Here is a 19,046-nt window from a genome sequence, read left to right on the forward strand (position 1 = left end):
CTCGCGGTCGGCTGCCACACCGCGAGGTCGAGGTCGTGCAGGGGGCCCGGGTTCAGTCCTCCGCCGGCTTCGCCGCGGCCCGCTTCCGGCGCTTGCCCTCGTGCATCGCCTGCACGCGGGCGACCGGGATGGTGTGCCCCTCCGCGACCAGCTCGGCCGGCAGCCGCTGCGGCGCGGGCAGGGCGTCGGCCCACGGGTCGGCGTCCCCGAGCAGCGCGGGTGCGGTGGTGACGGTGAAGTCGCCCGGCTGCACGTCGTCGAGCCGGTCCCACGGCACCGGGAACGACACCGGGAGGCCGGGCCGCAGGCGGGGGCTGTACGGCGCCACGATGGTGGCCTGGCCCGAGCGGGTGGAGTCGACGAAGACCCGCCCACCCCGGTCCTCCAGCAGGTAGGCGGTGGTGGCGAGGTCGCCGTCCAGGGCGGCGGCACGGGCAGCCAGCGCACGCGTGGCGGCGGCGACGTCCTCCACCGGCGAGCCGGCCACCGGGACGACGACGTGCACCCCCTTGGACCCGCTGGTCTTGACCGCGCCGGCCAGCCCCGCCCCCTCCAGCGCCTGGCGGACCAGCCGGGCGGCGGCGACGACGACCGCGAAGTCGGCGCCCTCCGGCGGGTCGAGGTCGAGCACCAGACCGGTGGGCTCGGGCTCGCCCACGTGGAAGAAGGGCACGTGCAGCTCGACGGCCCGCTGGTTGCCCAGCCACAGCAGCGTCCGGCGGTCGTCGCAGAGCACCTGCTGGATCTCGCGGTGCGAGCCCTCCGACCACATCGGCGCGGTGCGCACCCAGGCGGGCGCGCCCTTGCTGACGTTGCGCTGCATGAAGGGCGGCTGCCCGGGCCGCACCCGCTTGACCGACAGCGGCCGCCCGGCGACCTGCGGGACCAGCCGGTCGGCGACCGCGTCGAACCAGTCGACCAGCTGCCGCTTGGTCACCCCGAGGTCGTCGCCCAGGGGTGAGTCCAGGCTGCTCAGCGCGACGCCGTCGTGCTCCTCGTCGGTGGTCACGCCGTCACGCTGCCCGCCCCCCGGCGTCGCGGCAACCGGTCGGGCGTCAGATGTCGTAGACGCCCAGGGGCTGCACCAGCTCGGTCTCGGAGAAGACGGAGCTGGCGGCGACCAACTGGCCGATGCGGTCCACCCAGGCCGGGATGTGGGTGAGCAGCAGCCGGCCCACGCCGGCCGCCGCGGCGTGCTCGGCCGCCTGCCGGCCGGTGAGGTGCAACCCGGGCGGCTGGTCGGGGTCGGTGTCGGGGTGCGCGGCCTCCGCGAGCAGCACGTCGGCCCCGCGGGCCAGCTGGACGACGCGCTCGCAGACCCCGGTGTCGCCGGTGTAGACCAGCGACCGGCCGCCGGCGGTGAGCCGGATCGCGTAGGTCTCGACGGGGTGCGCGGTGCGGGCCAGCTCCACCTCGAACGGCCCGATGGTGAGGGCGCCGGGGCCGACGGGGACGAAGTCGAAGACGTCGGTCAGCCCGTCGCCGTCCAGGTCGTACGCCGCCGCCAGCCGGCGCTCGGCGCCGACCGGCGCGTACAGCGGCACCAGCCGGCCCGGTGACCGCCCGGAGTACCGGTGCCACACCACCAGCGGGGCGACGTCGAGGCAGTGGTCGGCGTGCAGGTGGGAGAGGAAGACGGCATCCACCGAGCCGGGGTCGATCAGGCCCTGCAGCGCCCCGAACGAGCCGTTGCCCAGGTCGAGCACCAGCCGGAAGCCGTCGTGCTCCACCAGGTAGCTCGACGCCGGAGACGCCGGGCCCGGACCGCTGCCCGAGCAGCCCACGATGGTCAGCCTCATGCCGCACCCACCGCGCCGGCCCGCAGCACCGAGCCGATCTCCGGCCCGAGGAACCGCCGGCCCAGGCGGGCGAAGGGCTCGGGGTCCCCGGTGGCGAGGAAGGCGTGCTGCGGCGGCGGGGCGTCCTCGTCGCGGAGCAGGTCGCCGGCGGTCAGCACCCGGTAGACGTCCTTGGCGGTCTCCTCGGCGCTGGACACCAGGCTGACGCCGTCGCCCAGCACCAGGGAGAGCACCCCGGTGAGCAGCGGGTAGTGCGTGCACCCGAGCACGACGGTGTCCACGCCGGCGAGCAGCAGCGGGTCCAGGTAGGACTGCGCCAGCCCGAGCAGCTGCCGCCCGCTGGTGACCCCGCGCTCGACGAAGTCGACGAAGCTCGGGCAGGCGGCGCTGGTGACGGTCAGCCCCGGCACGGCCGCGAAGGCGTCCTCGTACGCGCCGCTGGTGATGGTCGCCTGGGTGCCGATGACGCCGATCCGGCCGTTCCGGGTGGCCGCCGTGGCCCGGCGGACCGCGGGCAGCACGACCTCCACCACCGGGACGTCGTAGCGCTCGCGGGCGTCGCGCAGCGACGCGGCGCTGGCCGAGTTGCAGGCGACGACGAGCATCTTCACGCCGGAGGCGACGAGCTCGTCCATCACGGCGAGGGAGTGCCGGCGGACCTCCGCGATGGGCAGCGGGCCGTACGGGCCGTTCGCGGTGTCACCGATGTAGCGGATCGACTCGCCCGGCAGCTGGTCGAGCACCGCCCGGGCGACGGTGAGCCCACCGACGCCCGAGTCGAAGATGCCGATCGGTGCATCCGCACCCGGCTGCGTCGTCCCCATGTCGCCGGTCAGGCTAGCTGCCCCCGCCGACGGTCGCGCAGCACACCGGACCGGCGTGGTTCCGCAGGCCGCGCGCGCTCAGGCCCAGAGCTGGCCCTCCAGCGCGGAGCTCGCCTCCTCCAGGGTGCCCGCGTAGGCGCCCGTCGAGAGGTACTTCCAGCCGCCGTCGCACACGATGAAGACGATGTCGGCCTTCCGGCCGGCCGCCACCTCGCGGTCGGCGATGCCGAGCGCGGCGTGCAGGATCGCGCCGGTCGAGATGCCGGCGAAGATGCCCTCGCGCTCCACCAGCTGGCGGGTGCGGTGGATGGCGTCGTCCGGGCCGACGGAGAACCGCGAGTCCAGCAGCGAGGCGTCGTACAGCTCGGGGATGAACCCCTCGTCGATGTTGCGCAGGCCGTACACCAGCTCGCCGTACCGCGGCTCGGCGGCGATCACCTGGACGCCGGGCTTGTGCTCCCGGAAGTAGCGCGAGCAGCCCATGAGCGTCCCCGTCGTCCCCAGGCCGGCGACGAAGTGGGTGATCGACGGCAGGTCGGCGACGATCTCCGGCGCCGTGCCCTCGTAGTGCGCCTGGGCGTTGGCCGGGTTGCCGTACTGGTAGAGCATCACCCAGTCGTCGTGCTCGGCGGCGAGCTCCTTGGCCATCGCGACGGCCTGGTTCGAGCCGCCGGCCGCCGGCGAGGAGATGATCTGCGCGCCGTACATCTCCAGCAGCTGCCGGCGCTCGACCGAGGTGTTCTCCGGCATGACGCAGACCAGCTTGTAGCCGCGCTGCCGGGCGACCATCGCCAGCGAGATGCCGGTGTTGCCGCTGGTCGGCTCCAGGATGGTCGAGCCCGGCTGCAGCCGCCCCTCCTTCTCGGCCGCCTCGATCATCTTGATCGCCGCGCGGTCCTTGATGGAGCCGGTCGGGTTGTGGTCCTCGAGCTTGGCCCACAGCCGGACGTCGGACGTCGGCGACAGGTTGGGCAGCCCCACCAGCGGGGTGCCGCCGAGCGAGTCGACGAGGGAGGCGAAGCGGGCCATGGGAGCTCTTCCGGGACGGGGTCGGTGGTGTGGGCGGTGCGGACCGCTCAGCAGCCGCCCGCGACCGCCGGGAGGATGGTCACCGAGTCGCCGTCCTTGACCGCGGTGTCGAGCGCACCGGTGAAGCGGACGTCCTCGTCGTTGACGTAGACGTTGACGAAGCGGTGCAGCTTGCCCTCCTCCGTCACGAGGCGGTTCTTCAGGCCCGAGTGCTGCGCGTCGAGGTCGTCGATGAGCGCGGCCAGGGTGGCGCCGCTGCCCTCGACGGTCTTGTTGCCGCCGGTGTGGGTGCGCAGGATGGTCGGGATCCGGACCTCGATGGCCATGGCGTGCTGTTCTCCTCGGGATGGACGGCAGGGTGGAGGGCTGCGCGGAGCGCAGGGGTGGAGCGTCTGTGGGGGCCAACGCCCCTGCGCCGTCGCCGATTCCGCGCGGCGCGGCTGCTCTGCGGATCAGTCGTAGACGACGGTGGTCGGCGTGTGGCCGAACAGGTAGGACTCGACGACCTCGACGTCCTCCTCGCTCACCTCGCCGTCGACGATCCGGAAGCTGCGGAACTCGACCTCGTCGCCGGCCAGCCCCGTCTGCTCCGCGTGGTGGCGGGTGCTGACCAGCACGTAGTGGGTGCGCGGGTCGGCCGCGGGGCCGGTGGCGTAGCCGACGTCGGTGCGCGACGGGTAGGCCTCGGTGGCCGTGTGCGAGTGGTAGACGACGACGGCCCACTCGTCGCGGTCGTCCATCTCCCGGTACAGCCGCAGCAGGTCCGCGGAGTCGAACTCGTAGAACGTCGGCGACCGCGCAGCGTTGAGCATCGGGATGAAGCGCTCGGGGCGCTCGGTCCCCTCGGGGCCGGCGACCACGCCGCAGGCCTCGTCCGGGTGGTCCTCCCGGGCGTGGGCCACGATGGCGTCGTAGGTCGCGCGGTCGATGCGCAGCACGGCCCCACTCTATGCGGCGGGCTCTCCGGGCCTGCTGGAGGGCCGGACGGCGACGTCCCGGTGCTGCCCGGGTGACGCACCGGCGACGCCCCGGTGGCCGACCGATAGCGTGGCCAGCCGTGTGGGACGAAGCGCTGCTGATCGCCGGTGTGGTGCTGGCGGCGCTGCCCGCGCTGGTGCTGGGCGCTCGGGGCATGTTCCGGCACCGCGGCTACGTCACCGGCGACCCGAACGACCGCGCGTCGGTGGTGTTCATGGTGACGCTCCGGGCCCTGGTGCTGCTCGTCGTGCTCGCGCTGACGGCGATCACGCTCGTCTCCTGCATCGGGGCGTGGATCAAGGGCGTCGAGCTGCACGGCATGGTCTACGTGTTCTTCGTGCTGGACCTGCTCCTGGCGTTCCTGGTGCTGCTCACCTTCGGCCGGGGCGAGAAGCGACCAGCGCGTCGACGAGCGAGCCCTGCAGCGCGGTGAGCCAGTAGTAGACGGCCAGCTGCTGGTCGGTCTCGTCGGCGACGTCCTCCGGCGGCTCGGTGTCCTCGCTGATGTCCAGCCGGGTGCCCAGCGCCAGGCGCAGGTCGTTGCTGGTGCGCAGCCAGGCGGCGGCCTGGTCGGCGTCCAGCCGCACCTCGCCGCCCTCGGCCGGCAGCGAGGCGCGCACGGTCGCCAGGTCGTCGGCCTTGCCCCCGCGCAGCGAGGACTCGGTCAGGTCGCGGTAGTCCGCGGCCAGCTCCGGGTCGGAGCGGTGGCCGTCGGGGAACAGGCGCGCCACCACCGGGTCGTCGCCGACGTCGTCGGCGTCGGCGGTGAGGAGCTGCTCGAGCTGGTCGAGCAGCAGGCCGACGATGCCCGCCTCGGCCGGCTCGAGGCGGGCGGTCAGGACGCCGCCGCGCGCGGCCCTGAAGGGCTTCACACGACCCTCCTCGCTTCGCTCGTCGGACGCGTGAACCCCGGGCGCTCTGTCATCGTGAGCTCGCAAGCTCGCTCATGAATCCCTCTGGTAGCTGGCCCACAGGCCGTAGGCGTGCAGCCGGCTGGTGTCGTGCTCCATCCGCTCCCGCGGGCCGGAGCTGACCACCGCCTTGCCGTCGTGGTGGACCTGCAGCATCAGCGCGGTCGCGGTCGGCTCGTCGTAGCCGAACAGCTCCTGCAGCACGAAGGTCACGTAGGTCATCAGGTTCACCGGGTCGTTCCAGACGACGGTGACCCAGGGGCGGTCGAGGTCCCCGAGCTCCTCGTCCGTCGTCTCGGGGGCCCGGGTCGGGGCGAGCGGTCCGGCCACGCGTCCACCTTAGGACGCCGACCTGCCTCGCTCCCGGGGCCCGCATACGCTTCGGCGATCATGACCGTTGACACCGGGCTGACTCCCCCACCGGCTCCCGCGCTCTTCACCGACCGGTACGAGCTGACGATGGTCGCGGCCGCGCTGGCCGACGGCACCGCGGACCGGCAGTGCGTCTTCGAGGTCTTCGCCCGCCGGCTGCCGCACGGCCGCCGCTACGGGGTGCTGGCCGGCACCGGCCGGCTGCTGGAGGCCCTGCCGCACTTCCGCTTCGGCGACGACGAGCTCGCCGCGCTGCAGGAGCAGGGGCTCACCGACGCCCGTCTGCTGGACTGGCTGGCCGGCTTCCGCTTCTCCGGCGACGTCGACGGCTACGCCGAGGGCGACCTCTACTTCCCCGGCTCGCCGGTGCTCACCGTCCGGGCCTCCTTCGCCGAGGGCGTGCTGCTGGAGACCCTCGCGCTTTCGGTGCTCAACCACGACAGCGCGATCGCCTCCGCCGCGGCCCGCATGGTCTCGGCCGCCTGCGACCGGCCGTGCATCGAGATGGGCTCGCGGCGCACCCACGAGGAGGCGGCCGTCGCCGCCGCGCGGGCCGCGCACCTGGTGGGCTTCGCGACCAGCTCCAACCTGGAGGCCGGGCGGCGGTACGGGGTGCCGACGACCGGCACCAGCGCGCACGCCTTCACGCTGCTGCACGACGACGAGCGCTCCGCCTTCGAGGCCCAGGTCGCGGCCCTCGGCAAGGGGACGACGCTGCTGGTCGACACCTACGACGTGGAGCAGGGCATCCGGACGGCGGTCGAGGTCGCCGGCCCCGAGCTCGGGGGGATCCGGCTGGACTCCGGCGACCTGCCGACCCTGGCCACCCGCGCCCGCGAGCTCCTCGACGAGCTCGGCGCGACCGGCACGCGGATCGTCGTCACCAGCGACCTCGACGAGTACGCGATCGCGGGCCTGGCCGCCGCACCCGTCGACGGCTACGGCGTCGGCACCTCGCTGGTGACCGGCTCGGGCGCCCCGACCGTCGGCATGGTCTACAAGCTGGTCGAGCGCGACGGCGTGCCGGTCGCGAAGAAGTCGGAGGGCAAGCGGTCGGTGGGCGGGCGCAAGTCCGCGATCCGCCGGCACGACGGCGACGGCGTGGCCACCGCCGAGGTGGTCACCGCCGGTCCGGTCACCGCGCGGCCGGGCGACCGCGACCTGCTCGTGCCGCTGGTGCGGGGCGGCGAGATCACCGAGCCGCTCTCCCCCGCGGACGCGCTGCGCCGGGCCAAGGCCCATCACGAGACCGTGCGCGCCGCCCTGCCGCCGGAGGCGCTGGCGCTCTCCCGCGGCGAGCCCGCCCTCGACACCCTCACCGGCTGAGACAGGAGCCCCGATGACCCGCGCACTGCTCGTCGTCGACGTGCAGAACGACTTCTGCGAGGGCGGCAGCCTGGCCGTCACCGGCGGCGCGGCCGTCGCCGCCGCGGTGACCGGGCACGTGGCCGCCGGCGGGTACGACCACGTCGTCGCCACCCGGGACCACCACATCGACCCGGGCGGGCACTTCTCCGAGTCCCCGGACTTCGTCGACTCCTGGCCACCGCACTGCGTCGTCGGCACCGAGGGCCTGGAGCTGCACCCGGCCCTGGACCGCGGCCCGATCGAGGCGGTCTTCGACAAGGGGCACTGGACGGCGGCCTACTCCGGCTTCGAGGGCACCGCCGACGGCACCGGCCTGACCGAGTGGCTGCGGGCGCACGGGGTGGACGCCGTGGACGTCGTCGGCATCGCCACGGACCACTGCGTGCGGGCCACCGCCCTGGACGCCGTCGCCGCGGGCTTCCGCACGCGGGTGCTGCTGCACCTCACCGCCGGCGTCTCCGAGGCCACCACCGACGCCGCCCTCGACCAGCTGCGCACCGCCGGCGTCGAGCTGGTCGGCGACGTCCACAAGCCCGCCTGAGCCGGCGCTACCCGGCGTCGATCACCTCGTCGCGGGTGAACCCGAGGACCTGCAGGACGGCGTCGAGGTAGGGCTGGTTGAGCGCGGTGTGCGCCTGCTCGCGCACGAAGGGCTTGGCGTTGAAGGCGATGCCCAGCCCGGCGGTGTTGAGCATGTCGAGGTCGTTGGCACCGTCGCCGACCGCGACCGTCTGGTCCAGCGGGATGCCGTGCTCGGCGGCGAACCGGGCCAGCGCGCGCGCCTTGCCCGGCCGGTCGACGATCTCGCCCACCAGCCCGCCGGTGAGCCGGCCGTCGACGACCTCGAGGGTGTTCGCCGCGGCGAAGTCCAGCCCCAGGCTCTCGGCCAGCGGGTCGGTGATCTGGGTGAACCCGCCGCTGACGATCCCGCAGCGGAAGCCGAGCCTCTGCAGCGTCCGGATGAGGGTGCGCGCCCCCGGGGTCAGCACGAGCGCCTCGCGCACCTCGTCGAGCACCTCCACGGGCAGCCCGGCGAGGACGCCGACCCGCTTGCGCAGCGACTCGGCGAAGTCCAGCTCCCCGTTCATCGCCGCGGCGGTGATGCGGGCGACCTCGGCGGCCCGGCCGGCGCGGGCGGCGAGCTCGTCGATGACCTCGCCGCGCACCAGCGTCGAGTCGACGTCGAGCACGATGAGCCGCTTGCTGCGGCGGGCCAGGCCGACCCGCTCGACGGCGATGTCGGTGCCGGTGGCGGCGGCGACGGAGGCCAGCTCGGTCCGCAGGGCGGTGGCCTCCGCCCCGGAGACGGTCAGCTCGAAGCTGGTGACGGGGTAGTCCGACAACCGGCGGACGGCGTCGATGTTGCCGCCGACGGCGGCGATCCCGCGGGCCGCGCCGGCGACCGCGTCGGGCGAGACCGGCCGGCCCAGGAGGATCACGTGGTGCGGGCGGCCCGCGGCGACGGACGCGGGGCCGGCGGTGGCCGGTTCGACGTCGACCCGCATCCCGACGTCGGCGGCGACGCCGGCCGCCAGCCGCCGCAGGTCGGCGAGCAAAGCGTCCTCGCCCGGCGCGGGGGTGCCGGTGCCCGGCAGCACCCCGACGACGACGCCGAGCACCAGCTGACCGTGGACGACGACCTGCTCCACGTCGAGCACCTCGACGGCGGGCGCACCCCCGGCCAGGGCGGCGAACAGCCGGGCCGTCACGCCCGGCCGGTCGGCTCCGCTGACGGTGAGCAGGGCGCGGGCGGGGACGGCCCCGGGGACCTCGGACGACGGGGGCGTGGGGTCCAGCGGCACGCGGTCATCGTGCCGCACCGGTTGCTCCGCCCCGGCGGGCGCCCCTGACGGCGAACGCCCCGCCGGCCCGGAGGCCGACGGGGCGTTCGATGCCGCGCTCCCCGCGTGGGCGGGGGTGCTGCTCAGGTGGGGTCGGGGTCGTTCGGACCCTGTCGCTTGCCCGTGCCGGGGACCAGCTCGCTGACGCCGGCGTAGGGCTCGTGGCGCTTGCCCGCGTGCGCCTCCTCCTGGAGCCGGTCGATCAGGTGGGGGTAGTGCGCCTCGAACGCGGGGCGCTCGGAGCGGATCCGCGGGATCTCGACGAAGTTGTGCCGCGGCGGCGGGGACGAGGTCGCCCACTCCAGGGAGTTGCCGTGGCCCCAGGGGTCGTCGCGCAGCGCGAGCTTCCCGTACTTCCACGACCGCACCACGTTGTAGATGAACGGGATCACCGAGGCGCCGAGCACGAAGCTGAAGATCGTCGAGATCATGTTCAGCGTGGTGAACGTGTCGGTCGGCAGGTAATCCACGTAGCGGCGCGGCATGCCCTCGTTGCCGAGCCAGTGCTGCACGAGGAACGTGCCGTGGAAGCCGACGAAGGTCATCCAGAACTGCAGCTTGCTCAGCCGCTCGTCCATCATCCGGCCGCACATCTTCGGGAACCAGAAGGTGATCCCGGCGTAGGCGGCGAACACCACGGTGCCGAAGACGACGTAGTGGAAGTGGGCGATGACGAAGTAGGAGTCCGACACGTGCCAGTCCAGCGGCGGGCTGGCCAGCAGGACGCCGGTCAGGCCACCGAGGAGGAACGTGATCATGAAGCCCATCGACCACAGCATCGGGCTCTCGAACGTCATCTGGCCGCGCCACATGGTGCCGATCCAGTTGAAGAACTTGAGGCCCGTCGGCACCGCGATCAGGTAGGTCAGGAAGGCGAAGAAGGGCAGCAGCACCGCGCCCGTGGCGTACATGTGGTGGGCCCACACGGCCAGCGACAGGAAGCCGATGGCAAGGGTCGCGCCGACCATGCCCTTGTAGCCGAACAGCGGCTTGCGGGCGAAGACCGGGATGATCTCGGTGATGATGCCGAAGAACGGCAGCGCGATGATGTAGACCTCGGGGTGGCCGAAGAACCAGAACAGGTGCTGCCACAGCAGCGGCCCGCCGTTCTCGGTGGAGTAGATCTGCGAGCCCAGGTTCCGGTCGGCCAGCAGCGCCATCAGCGCCGCGGTCAGGATCGGGAAGGCCAGCAGGATCAGGATGCTGGTCACCAGGGCGTTCCAGGTGAAGATCGGCATCCGGAACATCGTCATGCCGGGCGCGCGCAGGCAGACGATCGTGGCGATGAAGTTGACGCCACCGAGGATCGTGCCCAGACCGGAGACCGCCAGGCCGCCGATCCACAGGTTGGCGCCGACGCCGGGCGAGTGCACCACGTTGGACAGCGGCGTGTAGGCCGTCCAGCCGAAGTCGGCCGCCCCGCCGGGGGTCGCGAAGCTGGAGACCACGGTCAGGCTGCCGAAGAGGAACAGCCAGAACGACAGCGCGTTCAGCCGCGGGAAGGCGACGTCCGGCGCGCCGATCTGCAGCGGCATGATCAGGTTCGCGAAGGCGAAGAACAGCGGCGTCGCGAACATCAGCAGCATGAGCGTGCCGTGCATCGTGAACAGCTGGTTGTACTGCTCCGGCGACAGGAACTGCAGCTCCGGGCGACCCAGCTCGGCCCGGATCAGCATGGCCATCAGGCCGCCCAGGATGAAGAACATGAACGAGGCGGCCAGGTACATCAGGCCGATGGTCTTGTGGTCGGTCGTCCGCAGCAGGTTGGACAGCCGCGAACCCTTCTCGACCACGTGAGCCGGGCTCGGCCGACTCACGATGGGCGCCGGTGCAATCGTCACGCCCCGCAGCTTAGACAGGTGCTCCGACGACCCGTCCGCGGGACGGGCCGGACGCGCCGCGCGGCCCGGACCCGGCGCTCGGTCGGTCAGCCGGGCCTGCGGTAGACCGCCACCCGGACGGCGACCGTGACCTCCACCCGCTCCGGCAGCGCGGCCAGCCGGGCGGCCCGGTCGGCGGCCGCCAGGTGCCGGGCGTGCGGGCCCATGCCGACCAGCGTCCCGATCGCGGCGCGGTCCAGCAGCAGCGCCTCGCGCCCCGTCGCGCCGGTCACCGGCACCAGGTGCGGCTCGAGCGTCCCGGCCAGCCGGGCGTCCTTGTCGGGGTCCACGCGGAGCAGCCCGAGCGGCCCGACCAGCTCGGCCAGGTGGTCGGCCGCCGGCGTCACCACGACCAGCCGGCCGTCGGTGGCGAGGACGCGGGCGATCTCCGGGCCGTTGCGCGGCGCGAAGACGACGAGCACGCGGTCGACCGCGCCGTCCCGCACGGGCAGCCGGGCCCAGGTGTCGGCGACCACCGCCATGGCCCGCGGGTGCGCGCGGGCCGCCCGGCGGGCGGCGTACCGGGAGGAGTCCAGGACCACGCCGGTCGCCCCCGGCAGCCGGTCGAGGACGGCGGCGAGGTGGTGGCCGGTGCCGCCGCCCAGGTCGAGCAGCCGTGCGGGTGCGGCTCCTCCTCCCCCGAGCACGGCGTCCCCGAGGGCCGCGGCCACGCCCGCGTAGTGACCGGCCTCGAGGAAGGCCACCCGGTCGGCCACCATCTCCGCCGAGTCACCCGAGGGCGCGCGGTGCCCCGGCGGGAGCAGGGTCACGTGCCCCTGGCGGGCCCGGTCGAAGGAGTGCCCGGCCGGGCAGCGCAGGAGCGCACCGTCCTCCCCCGCCGCCAGCCCGGCACCGCAGACCGGGCAGGCGAGCACCGCGACGGCGGCGTCCGGCAGCGCGGGGCGGCCGCTCATGCGCGCGGCGGCACCGCGTGCAGGACGACGTCGCGCAGCCGCCCGGCGTCGGCGACGGCGGTCATGAACGTGCCGTGCGGCTGGCGACGGCGGTCGGTGGGCGACCCGGGGTTGAGCAGCCGCAGGCCGGAGGGCGCCGTGGTGTCCCACGGGATGTGGCTGTGCCCGAACACCAGGACGTCGGTGTCGGGGAAGCGGGCGGCGCACCGGAGCTCCCGGCCCTTGGCGTCGCCCGTCTCGTGGACGACGGCGAGGCGAACGCCCTCGATCTCGGCATGGGCCACCTCGGGCAGCCGCTCGCGCAGCGCCCCGTGGTCGTTGTTGCCGTGCACCGCCACCAGCCGCCGCGACCGCTCCTCGAGGAGGTCCAGCAGGGCCACGTCGACCCAGTCGCCGGCGTGGACGACCACGTCCGAGGTCACGATCGCGTCCCAGAGGGAATGAGGTAGGTCACGGGCCCGCTTCGGCAGGTGCGTGTCCGAGGTGAACACCAGCGAAACAGGCACGCGGACATCGTCGCAGGCCGTTACGTTGCTGCCGCGGCCGGCGATCCCGGCTCACCCGCCCGAACGATGAGGACCCCGTGACAGACCCCGTGCACACCACAGCCGCGGACGGGGCCCAGCCCCCCGCCGACGAGCCCTACGAGCGCCGCTGGCTGGCCCTCGGCATCATCTCGATGACCGTCCTCCTCGTGGTCCTCGACGCCACGATCGTCAACATCGCCCTTCCCGCGGTCACCGCGGACCTGGGGATCAGCCAGGCCAGCCAGCAGTGGATCGTCACCGCCTACACGCTGACCTTCGGCGGCTTCCTGCTCCTGGGCGGCCGCATCGCCGACTTCTGGGGCCGCAAGCGCGCCTACCTCTTCGGGGCAGCCGGCTTCGCGCTCGCCTCCGCGCTCGGCGGCGTCGCCCAGAACGAGGCGATGCTCTTCGGCGCCCGGGCCCTCCAGGGCCTGTTCGCCGCGCTGCTGGCGCCGGCGTCCCTGGCGCTGATCACCATGCTGTTCACCGAGCCCAAGGAGCGGGCCAAGGCCTTCGGCGTCTACGGCGCCCTGGCCGGCGGCGGTGCCGCCATCGGGCTGCTGCTGGGCGGCATCCTCACCGAGTACGCCGACTGGCGCTGGTGCTTCTGGGTCAACCTGCCCATCGCCGTGCTCGCCATCGTGCTGGCGAGCCGGTACGTGCCGGAGAGCAAGGCGCCGGGCGACACCAGCTACGACATCCCCGGCGCGGTGCTCGTCACCGCGGGGCTCGCCTCGATCGTCTACGGCTTCACCCGCGTCGCCGAGGCGGCGCAGACGAACTCCGCCGAGGCGCGGGCGGCCAACGAGGCGGCCCAGGCCCAGGGCAGCACCACGCTGGTGTCGCCGGAGAGCGGCTGGGCCGACGGCCTCGCGTGGGTGTTCATCGTCGGCGGGGTGGTCCTCGTGGCCCTCTTCGTCGTCCTGGAGCTGCGGACCCGCAACCCGCTGCTGCCGATGCGCATCGTGCTGGACCGGAACCGCGGCGGGGCGTACCTGACCTCGACGCTCGTCGGCGCCGGCCTCATCGGGTCGTTCTTCTTCCTGTCGCTGTACTTCCAGCAGGTGTTGGACTACTCGCCGGTGCGCGCCGGCCTCGCCTCGCTGCCGACGACGCTGGGCGTCTTCATCGCGGCCGGTGCGGCCAGCGTCCTGGTGCCGAGGATCGGACCCCGGCCCCTCATGATCGCCGGCGGGCTGTTCGCTGCGGCCGGGCTCTTCACGCTCTCCTTCGTCGGGGTCGACACCGGGTTCTGGCAGCTGCCGTTCCCCGGCGAGCTGCTGCTGGGCCTGGGCCTGGGCTTCACCTTCGTGCCGCTGTCCAACCTGGCGCTCATCGGCGCCGGGCAGCGCGACGCCGGCGCGGCCAGCGCGATGCTCAACGCCACCCAGCAGGTGGGTGCCTCGATCGGCACCGCCGTCCTCGCGTCGCTGTCGGTCGCCGCGATCAGCACCTACACCGCGGACGCGCTGACCTCCGGCGGGGACCCGCGCGACCCGGCCATCGGCCTCCAGGCGCAGGTCGAGGGCTACACCACCGCCTTCACCTGGGCCTCGGGGCTGCTGGTGATCGGCGCGCTGGTCTCGGCGTTCCTGGTGAAGGCGACGAAGGAGGACCTGCCGGCCGAGGACGCCGTCGTCCACGCGGGGTAGCTCAGCGGGACTGCTGGGCCAGCGCCTTCAACCGCGCGTTGTAGGCGTTGAGCTCGGCGTCCCCGCTGCGGTCGGCGGCCCGGTCCAGCGCCCGGGCCCGGCGCTCGTCGGAGCCCATCCACGACACCAGCACGACGATGAGCACGATCACCGTCGGCAGCTCGCCGAAGGACCACGCGATGCCCCCGGCGACGGTCTGGTCGCCGACCGGGTCGATGCCCCAGGAGGCCGGCGGGTTCGCGAAGCTGTCCACCAGCAGCCCGCTGGCGACCATCACCGCCACCCCGAAGAAGGCGTGGAACGGCACCGGGATGACCAGCTCGAGGATGCGCGTCGGGTGGCTGTGCGTGTTCGGCCACGGGTCCTGGGCGATGACCGGGCCGAAGAAGAGCAGCCCGGTGACGACGAAGTGGGTGAGCATGAACTGGTGCCCGACGGGGTTGCTCATCAGCGCGTCGAAGACCGGCGTGAAGTAGATCCCGTAGAGGCTGGCGACGAACAGCGGCACGGTGAACCCCGGCGAGGCGAGGAACCGGGTGAACCGGCTGTGCAGGAAGTTCAGCAGCAGGGCCCGGGGCGCCGCCGCTGCCCCCCGGCCGCGGGGCAGCGTGCGCAGGGCGAGGGTGACCGGGGCGGCGAGCAGCAGCAGGATCGGCGTGATCATCGCCAGCACCATGTGCTGGACCATGTGCAGGCTGAACAGCACCATGCTGTAGCCGTTCAGCCAGGTGCCGGTCACCGCGACGACCGACAGCGTGCCGGCGATCCAGGAAGCGGTCCGCCACCACGGCCAGCGCACGCCGGTGCGGCGCAGCCGGACCACGGCGACGAGGTAGAGCGCGAGCCCCACCAGCGCGAGGACGGCGAGCACCGACCACCGGTCGAGGTGCGGGAGGAACACCCGGCCCCAGGTGGGCGGCTCGTCCGGCACCCACATGCCCGAGTGCTGCCCGTGCCCGTGACCGTGCCCGTCCACCGACGCCTCCCGCCCCGCTCCCTGCGCTGCCGCGTCCACTGTCCCACCCCCGCGACCCGGAGGGACGGCCGCGCCGGGAGCAGCCGGTTCAGTCGTGGACGGGCGCCTCGTGCGCCGAGTGCGCGGGCGACTCGAGCTGGAAGGTGCAGTGCTCGACGTCGAAGTGCTCCCCGAGGCAGGCGCACAGCGCGTCGAGCACGCGCCCCCCGTGCCCGGACTCGAGGGCCTCGTCGGTGACGACGACGTGCGCCGACAGCACCGGGGACCCCGAGGTGATCGTCCACGCGTGCAGGTCGTGCACCCCGATGACGCCGTCGACACCGAGGACGTGCCGCCGCACGTCTGCGAGGTCGACACCGCGGGGCGCGGCCTCCAGCAGCACGTCGAGGGCCTCGCGCAGCAGGTGCCAGGCCCGCGGCAGCACGAGCGCGCCGATGACCAGCGAGGCGAGCGTGTCGGCGGGTGTCCAACCGGTGACCGCGATGACGAGCGCCGCCACCACGACGGCCACGGACCCGAGGGCGTCGGCGAGCACCTCGAGGTAGGCGCCCCGGAGGTTGAGCGACTCCTCCCGTCCCTGGCGCAGGATCGCCAGCGACACGAGGTTCACCGCGAGCCCGACCGCGCCGACGGCGAGGACCAGGCCGGAGCCGATCTCCGGGGGGTCACCGATCCGGCGGACGGCCTCGACCAGCACGTAGCCGGCCACCCCGAGCAGCAGCAGCCCGTTCGCGACGGCGGCCAGGATCTCGGCGCGCTGCCAGCCGAAGGTGCGCCGTCCCCGGGCGGGCCGCTGGGCGAGGGTGACCGCGGCCAGGGCCAGCGCGATGCCGACGGAGTCGGTGGCCATGTGACCGGCGTCGGCCAGCAGGGCCAGCGAGCCGGTGAGGACGGCGCCGACGACCTCCGCGACGAGGACGGCGAGCGTCAGCCCCAGCACCAGGGCCAGCCGGCCCCGCCGGTTGCCGGCCGCCGTGCCGTGGGCTGCTCCGTGGTCGTGCCCCACGCGCCCTCCCTCGCCGTTCCGCGCACGAGTGTGCCGGACGCGCGACGCCCCCGGCCGGAGCAGGTCCGGGCGGGGGCGTCGCGGCGTGCGGCGGGTGTCAGAGGTTGACGCCGCGCTCCCGCAGCCACGGGATGGGGTCGACCTTCGTGCCGTCGAGGCCGCCGAGGTGCACCTCGAAGTGCAGGTGCGGCCCGGTCGACTGACCGCGGTTGCCGAGCAGCGCGATGATGTCGCCGGCCCGGACGACCTGGCCCGGCTGCACGAGGATCTCGTCCATGTGGCCGTAGACGGTCACGTCGCCGTTGTCGTGCTGGATGTAGACCGCCAGGCCGTAGCCGCTGGCGGGGCCGGCCTCCAGGACGACGCCGTCCATGACCGAGTACTCGGGCGTCCGCATCGGGGCGGCGAGGTCGATCCCGGTGTGCACCGTCCCCCAGCGGGCACCGAAGCCGCTGGTGAGGCGGGCACCGTTGATCGGGGCCACCACCTTGGGCCGGGCCGCCTCGGCCGCGGCCTGGAAGGCCTCCGCGGCCGCGACGACGGCCTGCACGTCGGCCGCGGCCTGCGCGTCGGCGGCGGCGGCCGTCGCGGCATCCCGCTCGTTGCGGCTGGCGACCAGGTCCTGGAGGAGGCGGGTCGACTCGGCGTCGTCCGGCGCGGCGGCCGGCTCGCCGGACAGGCCGAGCTGCTCCGCGACGCTGACCGTCCCGGCCACGGCCGTCGCGTCGGCCCGGGCGGAGGGGTCGGTGTCGACGACGGCACCCAGGGAGACGGCGCCGACCAGGCCGGCGGCGAGGTAGAGGGCCGGACGGCGGCGCACGGTGGGCACCCGGTGCCGGCCGCGCCGGCGGACGGCGGTGGCGAGCTCCGGGGTCACGGCCGCCGGCTCGGGCTGCAGACCCTCGAGCGCCTCGTCCACGAACGCCGGCTCGGCGACCGGCTCGTCGGTGTCCCCGTCGGCCGGTGCGGCGTCCTCCGCGGCGCGCTGGCGCGGGAAGGGCGTGGGCCGGGCGGACGTCACGGGCCCGGCAGCGGGCGCCTCGACGGCGACGGCCGCCTCGGCGGTCGCCGTGGGCGCCGGCTCCTCCTCGGGAGCGGCAGCCCGCGCGGCGGCCGCCCGGGCCGTGGCGGCGGCGCGTGCGGCCACCCGCGCGGCGGCGGTGCCGACGACGGCCGCCCCGGCCGCGGCCGTCCGGGCGGCGGTGGCGGCCGAGCCCCGGCGAGCCGGGCGCTGTCCGGAGGTGGCGTCACCGGATGGGGCGGTCCCCTTCCGCGGCGCCTTCCCCCGGCGCTGCGACGGGACCTGCGGGGTGACCGTCCCGGCGACCTCTCCGGCCGGGCGCCGCGAGGTTCCGCGGACCGGGGCGGGGATCTCGGCCGGGGCCGCGGGAGCGGCCACCTGACCGTCGTCGACGCGGCGATCGTGGTGGAGCGAAGTCATGCACCTGGGGCTTCCGTAGGGGGCATTGCCGTGCTCCCGGGGAGAGGAGCGGGGCCCATGTAAACACGCCGTGATCGGTTCGTGATCTGCGTCGCGGGGTAGGAACGCCTGGTTCTGTGGGGTTGCCCACGGAAAACCACCGGTGTGATTCCGCGGTCCGTAATGACTGGTTGACGCAGCGTGAGGGGCGCGCGCGATCTGGTTGAAAGTCGCGCGACACAGCTCACGGAGGGGCAGAAGACCCTTCCAAGGCCGACATCACGACCCCGACGAGGGAGAAGAACCGCATGCGCGCAGTGACCTGGCACGGCCGAGGAGACGTCCGGGTGGACACCGTCCCGGACCCCACGATCCAGGAGCAGACCGACGTCGTCGTCGAGATCACCTCCAGCGGGATCTGCGGCTCAGACCTCCACCTGATCGAGGTCATGGCGCCGTTCATGACCGTGGGCGACGTCATGGGCCACGAGCCGATGGGGATCGTCCGCGAGGTCGGCAAGGAGGTCACCGCGGTCAAGCCCGGTGACCGCGTCGTCGTCCCCTTCAACATCTCCTGCAACACCTGCTGGATGTGCTCGCAGGGCCTGAACTCCCAGTGCGAGACCACCCAGAACCGCGAGCAGGGCATGGGCGCCTCGCTGTTCGGCTACACCAAGCTCTACGGGCAGGTGCCCGGCGGCCAGGCGGAGTACCTGCGCGTGCCCTTCGGCAACACCCTGCCGATCAAGGTGCCCGACGCCCCGCTCGACGACCGGTTCGTCTACCTCTCCGACGTCCTGCCCACCGCGTGGCAGGCCGTGCAGTACGCCGGCATCCCGCAGGGCGGCAGCGTGCTGGTGCTCGGGTTGGGACCGATCGGCGACATGTGCACCCGCATCGCCAAGCACCTCGGCGCCGGGCAGGTCATCGCCTCCGACGTCGTCCCCGAGCGGCTCGCCCGCGCACGGCGCAACGGCATCACCGTCATCGACACGACGACCCAGGCCGACGTGGTGGCGCAGGTGCGCGACCTGACCGCGGGCCGCGGACCCGACGCGGTGATCGACGCCGTCGGCATGGAGGCGCACGGCTCGCCGGTGGCCTCCTTCGCGCAGAAGGCGTCCGCGATCGTCCCCGACGCGATCATGGAGAAGGTCATGCAGGTGGCCGGCATCGACCGGCTGGCGGCGCTGAACACGGCCATCGAGGCGGTGCGCCGCGGCGGCACCATCTCGCTGTCCGGCGTCTACGGCGGCGCCACCGACCCGCTGCCGCTCATGCGGATGTTCGACAAGCAGATCCAGCTGCGGATGGGCCAGGCCAACGTGTGGCGCTGGGTGCCCGACATCCTGCCGCTGCTGCTCGACGGCGACCCGCTCGGCGTCGACGACTTCGCCACCCACCGCGTGCCGCTGGAGCAGGCGCCGGAGGCCTACGCCAACTTCCGCGAGAAGAAGGACGGCGCGGTCAAGGTGCTGATCCAGCCCTGACCGGGGCGCACCGGGGGCGGGCCGGCGGCCCGCCCCCGGTGTGAGCAGCTCCACCGCCG

20 protein-coding genes are annotated in these 19,046 nt (G+C 73.9%); 5 read left to right on the forward strand and 15 right to left on the reverse strand.

Annotated features, from left to right (window positions below; translation table 11 throughout):
• Positions 1-52: 52 nt before the first annotated feature.
• The 6 genes from ACI79H_RS16125 to ACI79H_RS16150 form a co-directional block, all read right to left on the reverse strand.
• Positions 53-1,009: a DNA polymerase domain-containing protein gene (locus tag ACI79H_RS16125; protein ID WP_456555423.1), complete on the reverse strand. Its 957-nt coding sequence runs from the start codon at positions 1,007-1,009 to the stop codon at positions 53-55.
• Between the two features lie 46 nt (positions 1,010-1,055).
• Positions 1,056-1,799: an MBL fold metallo-hydrolase gene (locus ACI79H_RS16130; RefSeq protein WP_456555424.1), complete on the reverse strand. Its 744-nt coding sequence runs from the start codon at positions 1,797-1,799 to the stop codon at positions 1,056-1,058.
• Positions 1,796-2,623, reverse strand: a complete 828-nt coding sequence (gene murI / locus ACI79H_RS16135; RefSeq protein WP_456555425.1) for a glutamate racemase — start codon at positions 2,621-2,623, stop codon at positions 1,796-1,798. The genes ACI79H_RS16130 and murI overlap by 4 nt, the downstream gene beginning before the upstream one ends.
• Positions 2,624-2,701: 78 nt before the next feature.
• Positions 2,702-3,652 carry a PLP-dependent cysteine synthase family protein gene (locus ACI79H_RS16140; RefSeq protein ID WP_456555426.1) on the reverse strand — a complete coding sequence of 317 codons (951 nt, stop codon included), beginning with the start codon at positions 3,650-3,652 and terminating at the stop codon, positions 2,702-2,704.
• A gap of 47 nt (positions 3,653-3,699) precedes the next feature.
• A complete protein-coding gene (locus ACI79H_RS16145) occupies positions 3,700-3,978 on the reverse strand; it encodes a MoaD/ThiS family protein (RefSeq protein ID WP_456555427.1) in 279 nt (92 codons plus the stop codon).
• 126 nt (positions 3,979-4,104) lie between these two features.
• Positions 4,105-4,590 (reverse strand): Mov34/MPN/PAD-1 family protein, encoded by a 486-nt coding sequence (locus ACI79H_RS16150; protein ID WP_456555428.1) that lies wholly within the window; start codon positions 4,588-4,590, stop codon positions 4,105-4,107.
• 119 nt (positions 4,591-4,709) lie between these two features.
• Here ACI79H_RS16150 and ACI79H_RS16155 point away from each other — a divergent pair, with 119 nt between their 5' ends.
• A complete protein-coding gene (locus tag ACI79H_RS16155) occupies positions 4,710-5,063 on the forward strand; it encodes a hypothetical protein (RefSeq protein WP_456555429.1) in 354 nt (117 codons plus the stop codon).
• Here the strand turns inward: ACI79H_RS16155 and ACI79H_RS16160 are convergent.
• Together ACI79H_RS16160 and clpS are read right to left on the reverse strand one after the other, a co-directional pair.
• Entirely contained in the window at positions 5,002-5,502 is a 501-nt protein-coding gene (locus ACI79H_RS16160) for a DUF2017 family protein (protein ID WP_456555430.1), read from the reverse strand. The two genes, ACI79H_RS16155 and ACI79H_RS16160, sit on opposite strands and share 62 nt — an antisense overlap.
• A 72-nt stretch (positions 5,503-5,574) precedes the next feature.
• The gene (gene clpS, locus ACI79H_RS16165) at positions 5,575-5,871 is read right to left on the reverse strand and encodes an ATP-dependent Clp protease adapter ClpS (RefSeq protein WP_456555431.1); all 297 of its coding nucleotides are present in this window, start codon (positions 5,869-5,871) and stop codon (positions 5,575-5,577) included.
• Between the two features lie 60 nt (positions 5,872-5,931).
• Here clpS and ACI79H_RS16170 point away from each other — a divergent pair, with 60 nt between their 5' ends.
• Entirely contained in the window at positions 5,932-7,239 is a 1,308-nt protein-coding gene (locus tag ACI79H_RS16170) for a nicotinate phosphoribosyltransferase (protein ID WP_456555432.1), read from the forward strand.
• Positions 7,240-7,252: 13 nt separating this feature from the next.
• The gene (locus ACI79H_RS16175; protein WP_456555433.1) at positions 7,253-7,822 is read left to right on the forward strand and encodes an isochorismatase family protein; all 570 of its coding nucleotides are present in this window, start codon (positions 7,253-7,255) and stop codon (positions 7,820-7,822) included.
• A 7-nt stretch (positions 7,823-7,829) separates the two neighbouring features.
• Here the strand turns inward: ACI79H_RS16175 and serB are convergent, their stop codons facing one another.
• The 4 genes from serB to ACI79H_RS16195 form a co-directional block, all read right to left on the reverse strand.
• Positions 7,830-9,083, reverse strand: a complete 1,254-nt coding sequence (gene serB / locus ACI79H_RS16180) for a phosphoserine phosphatase SerB (RefSeq protein ID WP_456555434.1) — start codon at positions 9,081-9,083, stop codon at positions 7,830-7,832.
• Positions 9,084-9,205: 122 nt separating this feature from the next.
• A complete protein-coding gene (gene ctaD / locus ACI79H_RS16185) occupies positions 9,206-10,915 on the reverse strand; it encodes an aa3-type cytochrome oxidase subunit I (protein ID WP_456555435.1) in 1,710 nt (569 codons plus the stop codon).
• Between the two features lie 134 nt (positions 10,916-11,049).
• The gene (locus ACI79H_RS16190; RefSeq protein WP_456555436.1) at positions 11,050-11,916 is read right to left on the reverse strand and encodes a putative RNA methyltransferase; all 867 of its coding nucleotides are present in this window, start codon (positions 11,914-11,916) and stop codon (positions 11,050-11,052) included.
• Positions 11,913-12,422 carry a metallophosphoesterase family protein gene (locus ACI79H_RS16195; RefSeq protein ID WP_456555437.1) on the reverse strand — a complete coding sequence of 170 codons (510 nt, stop codon included), beginning with the start codon at positions 12,420-12,422 and terminating at the stop codon, positions 11,913-11,915. Before ACI79H_RS16195 ends, ACI79H_RS16190 begins: the two co-directional genes overlap by 4 nt.
• A 77-nt stretch (positions 12,423-12,499) precedes the next feature.
• Here ACI79H_RS16195 and ACI79H_RS16200 point away from each other — a divergent pair, with 77 nt between their 5' ends.
• Entirely contained in the window at positions 12,500-14,095 is a 1,596-nt protein-coding gene (locus ACI79H_RS16200) for an MFS transporter (protein WP_456555438.1), read from the forward strand.
• Between the two features lies 1 nt (position 14,096).
• Here ACI79H_RS16200 and ACI79H_RS16205 read toward each other — a convergent pair whose 3' ends face one another.
• From ACI79H_RS16205 to ACI79H_RS16215, 3 genes are all read right to left on the reverse strand, one after another.
• The gene (locus ACI79H_RS16205; RefSeq protein ID WP_456555439.1) at positions 14,097-15,110 is read right to left on the reverse strand and encodes a cytochrome c oxidase assembly protein; all 1,014 of its coding nucleotides are present in this window, start codon (positions 15,108-15,110) and stop codon (positions 14,097-14,099) included.
• A gap of 49 nt (positions 15,111-15,159) precedes the next feature.
• Positions 15,160-16,077, reverse strand: coding sequence for a cation diffusion facilitator family transporter (locus ACI79H_RS16210; RefSeq protein ID WP_456555440.1), 918 nt, complete (start codon positions 16,075-16,077; stop codon positions 15,160-15,162).
• Between the two features lie 97 nt (positions 16,078-16,174).
• Positions 16,175-17,518 carry a M23 family metallopeptidase gene (locus tag ACI79H_RS16215; protein WP_456555441.1) on the reverse strand — a complete coding sequence of 448 codons (1,344 nt, stop codon included), beginning with the start codon at positions 17,516-17,518 and terminating at the stop codon, positions 16,175-16,177.
• 287 nt (positions 17,519-17,805) lie between these two features.
• Between ACI79H_RS16215 and ACI79H_RS16220 the strand changes: the two genes are divergently transcribed.
• Complete coding sequence (locus tag ACI79H_RS16220) at positions 17,806-18,987, forward strand: alcohol dehydrogenase catalytic domain-containing protein (RefSeq protein WP_456555442.1); 1,182 nt, start codon at positions 17,806-17,808, stop codon at positions 18,985-18,987.
• Positions 18,988-19,046 lie beyond the last annotated feature (59 nt).

This window comes from Blastococcus sp. SYSU D01042 (genome assembly GCF_054050515.1).